Origin of the sequence: Marispirochaeta aestuarii (genome assembly GCF_002087085.1) — a bacterium.
In the GTDB taxonomy this organism is placed as follows: Bacteria; Spirochaetota; Spirochaetia; order JC444; family Marispirochaetaceae; genus Marispirochaeta; species Marispirochaeta aestuarii.
Genome location: NZ_MWQY01000042.1, coordinates 1 through 5339 on the forward strand (window position 1 = coordinate 1; position 5339 = coordinate 5339).

At 53.6% G+C, this 5339-nt stretch carries 4 protein-coding genes; 1 reads left to right on the forward strand and 3 read right to left on the reverse strand.

What is annotated here, in order from left to right:
* Positions 1-102 precede the first annotated feature (102 nt).
* Together B4O97_RS18905 and efp are read right to left on the reverse strand one after the other, a co-directional pair.
* On the reverse strand, positions 103-1296 hold the full coding sequence (locus tag B4O97_RS18905) for a methyltransferase (protein WP_083053083.1): 1194 nt from the start codon (positions 1294-1296) through the stop codon (positions 103-105).
* A complete protein-coding gene (gene efp, locus B4O97_RS18910; protein WP_083053084.1) occupies positions 1293-1859 on the reverse strand; it encodes an elongation factor P in 567 nt (188 codons plus the stop codon). Before efp ends, B4O97_RS18905 begins: the two co-directional genes overlap by 4 nt.
* Before the next feature lie 203 nt (positions 1860-2062).
* Here efp and B4O97_RS18915 point away from each other — a divergent pair, with 203 nt between their 5' ends.
* Positions 2063-4204 (forward strand): PAS domain S-box protein, encoded by a 2142-nt coding sequence (locus B4O97_RS18915; RefSeq protein ID WP_083053085.1) that lies wholly within the window; start codon positions 2063-2065, stop codon positions 4202-4204.
* On the opposite strand, the gene B4O97_RS18920 is transcribed toward B4O97_RS18915, so the two are convergent.
* Positions 4194-5156: an EF-P lysine aminoacylase GenX gene (locus tag B4O97_RS18920; RefSeq protein WP_083053086.1), complete on the reverse strand. Its 963-nt coding sequence runs from the start codon at positions 5154-5156 to the stop codon at positions 4194-4196. The genes B4O97_RS18915 and B4O97_RS18920 overlap by 11 nt on opposite strands.
* Positions 5157-5339: the final 183 nt, after the last annotated feature.

Consider the following 5339-nt stretch of genomic DNA (forward strand, 5'->3'; position numbering starts at 1 on the left):
TCATTACACCACATGGAGGTATTTTTTTCTACACGTGAAAATCGCTCAGGTTAGGATATCATAGAAGCAGAGGAGTTGAAAGAGATAAAAGGGCTCTTTCCCTTATCCCTGAACAGTTTTCCGTAAGTGTACTGCCCGGAATCCCCGGTATTTTTTGTTTCCCCGGAGCTCGAATCCCTTGAGGGCTTTCAGAAAAAGATGGATTTCTGAGCTTTTACCGTGAACCAGCAGCTCGCCTTTTGGTTTGAGGGTTTTCCCGAGTGCCGGCATTCCAAAGTCCGGCGAAACACCCGGGATCGTCTCCAGGGTCATGCAGATACTGTCGAAGGAACCGGTCACAGCACCTGTTTCCGCCGGAAAAGGTACAGGCAGAACCTCCGCCGGCAGTTCCGGGCTGTTCAGTGCCAGGTTGCGGGCAGTGACTTTGAGCTGAAGAAGGTCCCGTCCGGCGACGACGGCGGAATTATACGAGGCCTTCCGGGCCAGGCAGACGGGCAGGTGTCCCTGCCCCGGATTTACAAAAAGAACCCGTCCGGAAGCCCGTTTGTCCGCGATGGATGCCGCAGTCTGAGTCCCGTAGGCGGGGGTATCGAATTCCGGCAGGCCGTAGACAGTTTCCAGGGTATATTTTTCTCCGGCCATTTCGAACTCGCCGCGTCGCTTGAAGGCCGCGCCCAGTTCTTCGGGTCTATCTTCACTTTTTTGTTCCGGGTCTGCAGGCGAAAGATGCAGTACCAGGTGGTTGGCGGTCTTCTCCTCGTAGAGAATCTCAAACCCTGCTGCTGCGGCATACCTGCGAAAAGCCTCCTCCAGGGGGCTTACGACAACCAGAGCTGCGATACCTCCCGGATTCAGCAGGCCCGTCAACCCTGAAACAAAGGCCTGGTGAACGGGGGTTCCGGCTTTGGCCGGAACATTGCTGACCACAAGGTCCGATGGCCTGTTCTTGAGGCAGTGCATAAGGGCAGGTTCGGCGCCGGCCACTGCAATCCTGTTGATCCCGGCGTTGTGCAGACTCATCTCCACCGCCAGGGCGTCACGGTCGCAGATTGAAAGCTCAGCCTCGGGCCTGACCTTCTTCAGGGCCAGGCCCAGGGTTCCCACGCCGCAGCCCACATCCAGGAAGGACCGGCGTTCAGGGAGGTTTCCGTGTTGTGCCAGGGTTTTGAGGAGCAGGCGGCTTCCGTCGTCGATCTTGTAACTGGAGAAAAGGGCATGGGAAAGATCAAAAAAAAGGCGTTCCCCCATAAAATTGAGGGGAACGCGCTTGTTGATAAGTTCCGCGGGAAAACTCAATTGTTTACCCGTTCAACATACTCCCGGGTCTCGGTATTCACCATGATTCTCTCGCCCTGCTTGATGAAGATCGGAACCTTTACGGAGAGCCCGGTTTCCACCTTTACGACCTTGGTGGCGCCGGTAACCGTGTCGCCCTTGACGGCGTCTTCGGCCTCGGTTACCTCGTAGACCACCTTGTAGGGTATCTTGATATCGATGGGTTTGCCTTCCCAGAAGACCACGCGGTAGGTTTCGCCGTCCTTCATGAAAAGACCCTTGTCTTCCATGCCGCCTGCAGCGGAAACCTCGAACTGTTCATAGGTCGATGCGTCCATGAAATGGTAGTTCTCACCGTCGGAATAGAGGTACTGGCAGTCGTGGTCTTCCACGATGCACTCCTCCACAGTGTCCTGGGTTTTGTAGGTCGGTTTCAGGACCGAACCGGAAACCACGTGTTTGAGCTTTAAACGTACGAAGGCTGAACCCTTGCCGGGGTTGACAAACTCCCGCTCAACAACGGCATAGGGTTCGCCCTTTTCCAGGAGAAACATTCCCTGGTCAATCTGTCCTGCTTTGATCATTGTAACGCCTCTATCCTTTATCCTGAGTACGAAATTAAGATTCAGTGTTGATGAGGCACAAGTATAGAATATATCCCGGATTTAATCGAGACCCCGGCATGAAAAACAGGCGGCCCCGGAGGGTGAGAAATCCCCGGATATGAAATTTGCCATATACCTGCTCATTTCTTATAATACTTAACAACATTCCTGGAGCAGGTCGAATGTCGAAAAAGATCCTCATTGTCGAAGACGAAGCTCTCATTGCGATGGCTACTGCCGGGGCCATTGCAAAGCATGACTATAAAACACAAACAGTCTTTAACGGTGAAGCCGCAGTCGCCGCGGTGGATGAAGATCCGGAAATCTCCCTGGTGCTGATGGATATAGACCTGGGCAGAGGCATGGACGGCACCCAGGCTGCCGAACAGATCCTCGAGAATCATGAGATTCCTGTTATATTTCTAACCAGCCATTCCGAGAAGGAGATGGTGGAAAAGGTGCGGGGAATTACTCGCTATGGATATGTCTTAAAAAGTTCCGGAGAGTTTGTGTTGATGGAAGCCATTCACATGGCCTTTGAACTCTTTGAGTCCCGGCGCATAGTGAAGGAGCGGGAAGAACTGTTCCGCTATATCATTGAACACAATCCCAACGATATAGCTGTTTTTGACACAGAGCTGCGCTACCTGTACGGGAGCAGGCGCTACCTGCAGGATTTCAACGTGAACCTTGATTCCATAATAGGCAAAAGCCATTATGAAGTGTTTCCTGATATCCCGCCGAAATGGCGGGAGGTCCACCGGCGGGCCCTGCAGGGGGAAGTTCTGAGTAACGACTATGACTATTATGAAAGAAAGGATGGTTCAATCGTCTATTCGCGCTGGGAATGTCGCCCCTGGTACAACAGCGACAGCTCAGTGGGAGGCATCATTATCTATTCCGAGGAACTGAATACCGTGGAGCCCCGCGAAGGGTCGGTAACCCGGGAGGGGCCGTATCGCGAACTTTTTGAGAAGGCCCCGGTGGGTATCTTTCTGACCAGTTCCTCCGGAGAAGCCCTGCAGGTAAACTGGACAATGGCAGATATCCTCGAAGCCTCGTCTCCCCGGGAGGCGCTTTCCTTTTTCTCTGATCTTGAAAGCGGACTCTACGTTCGGGCTGAAAAGCGCCGGGAGCTGCTGAAGGTCCTGGAGGAATCGGGGAGGGTGGATGATTTTGAACTGCAGGTTAAAACATTGAAAGGAAATCTGCGGTGGCTGAATATCAGCGCCAGGGCCAGGGATATCCAGGCGGACGGAAGCTTCCTGATCGACGGTTCCGCTCAGGATATAACCCGTGTAAAGGAGGCGGAAAAACGGCTTACCAGGGAGCGACACTACTTATCCACCATTCTGCATACCAGCCTGGACGGCTTCTGGGTTCTCGATATGGAGGGCCGGGTTGTTGATGTGAACGAAGCATACCTTGCCATGTCGGGCTATTCCCGAGAAGAGTTCCTGGGAATGAGTATATCCGATATTGATGCCGATGAGGCCCCAGAGCTAACGCGGGAAAGAATCAAACGGATTCTATCCGTCGGATCGGAACACTTCCAGACCAATCATCGCCGCAGGAACGGAAGCGTCTTTACCGTGGATATCTCGGCATCCTACATCGACTCCGACGACGGCCGGCTCGTCTGCTTCTGCCGGGACGTGACGGAACCGCTCCGGGCTAAGAATGAGATGCACAACCTGAATCAGGAACTTCAGCAGACCCTGAAAGAGCGGGAGTTTCTGGTACGTGAGATAATCCACCGGGTAAAGAACAACCTGCAGATGATCAGCTCCCTGGTCAGCTTGAAGGAGTCCTCCTCAGGAACCAACCTGTCGGATATAAAGGGCCAGATTGACGCCATCCGGATCGTCCATGAACTTCTTTACCAGAGCAGCGATTTAAGCAGCATCTCCTTTAACGAGTACTGCAGTGATCTTCTGGGGAGTATCTTTGACGGATTTTCGGGACGGGAGGTAAAAGTTCTGAATACTGTGGACGAGATTCGACTCCCCGCCAAAATGGCGATACCCCTCGGGCTGATTGTGAACGAGATAGCCATAAATGCCGTGAAATACGCCTTCTCTGATTCTGTGGAGGCAGTGTTCAGCATAGATCTTAGCCCCGACGGAGAAGAGGAGGGTTTTCTTTTTTCCCTGGAAAATAACGGCCCTCCCTTTCCGGAGGATATCGACCTGGAAAACCCCGAAACCCTGGGCTTGAGGCTCATCAGCGCCCTGACCGATCAGATCGGCGGCAGCCTGGAACTCCGCAAATCACCAAGCCCCCGTTTCTGTATCCGTATACCGCGAAGCTCAATCACGGAGTAAAGGGAAAGTAGATAACATCCTCCAGGTTCTCCTTACCCGCAAGGAGCATGAGGAGCCGGTCGAAGCCCAGGGCCACCCCGGAGGAGGCAGGGTAGGGGACTTGAAAGGTACGCCAGTATTCGGTGTCCGGATTTACCCTGACAACAGCACTCCGCTCCTTTTCCGCCGCTTCCTCCGCGAGGAAAGACTTTACGGTTTCCGGGTCGGTCATTTCCGTGTAGCAGTTGGCAAGCTCGATACCCTTCCAGTAGAGTTCCCAGCGTTCGCGGTAGGGTCCGTCCTCTTTTTCCCGGGCCAGGCAGGTAATCCCCGCAGGGTAGTCGTAGAGAAAAAGCGGCATCTCAGACGGCAGCGCAGGCTCGATAAGCGTGATGAAAAGGCGCTGAAAAAGATCGTTCCAGTCGTCCGAAGGGGAAAAGAAAATATCCCGCTCCGCCAGCACCCGGCGGAGTGCCTCACCGTCATCGCATAGAGATGGAAGCTCGAGACCCGCATAACGGGTAAAAGCCTCCTCAACCGTCATGCTGCGGAATCCGGGAATCATGACTCCCGCAGAGTCTGCCATGGCTGTAATATATTCCCGGGTCTCCGCCTCGATATCCCGGTAATCGCAGCCCGGCCGGTACCACTCAAGCATGGTGAACTCGATATTATGGAGCCGCCCGGACTGTTCCCGGTTGCGAAAGGCCCTGGCCAGCTGGAAAACCGGGGTTTCCGGAAACATCTTCAGAAGCTTCTTGAGCCAGTATTCCGGCGACGGCAGAAGGTAGAGCTCCCTGTCTCCGCCGTAGGGGTTGGAAAAACGGACCGGAAAAAGCTCGATGGTCGGTTCGGGGATCACCTTCTCTGCCAGCAGGGGCGTGTCAGCCTCCAGAAAACCCCGGCTGCGGAAGAAGTTCCGGGTTTCATGCAGAATGTCGGCCCGCAGACCGGCTGTGGATAGATTAATCATGATGTCGATAGAGAATATACCAATTTCCCGCCTGTTTATAGCATTTTTTTAATGTGTTTTTCTTGCATTAGTTTCAACTAGGGGGTAAGCTGTCTGATAGGTTCGGTCATGGGCCGACAAAATTAAAACCTAACCTGAGCGATTTTCACGTGTAGAAAAAAATACCTCCATGTGGTGTAATGA

Coding starts and splice junctions, on each gene's coding strand:
- B4O97_RS18915 (WP_083053085.1), top strand. CDS start 2,063: ATGTCGAAAAAGATCCTCATTGTCGAAGACGAAGCTCTCATTGCGATG.
- efp (WP_083053084.1), bottom strand. CDS start 1,859: ATGATCAAAGCAGGACAGATTGACCAGGGAATGTTTCTCCTGGAAAAG.
- B4O97_RS18920 (WP_083053086.1), bottom strand. CDS start 5,156: ATGATTAATCTATCCACAGCCGGTCTGCGGGCCGACATTCTGCATGAA.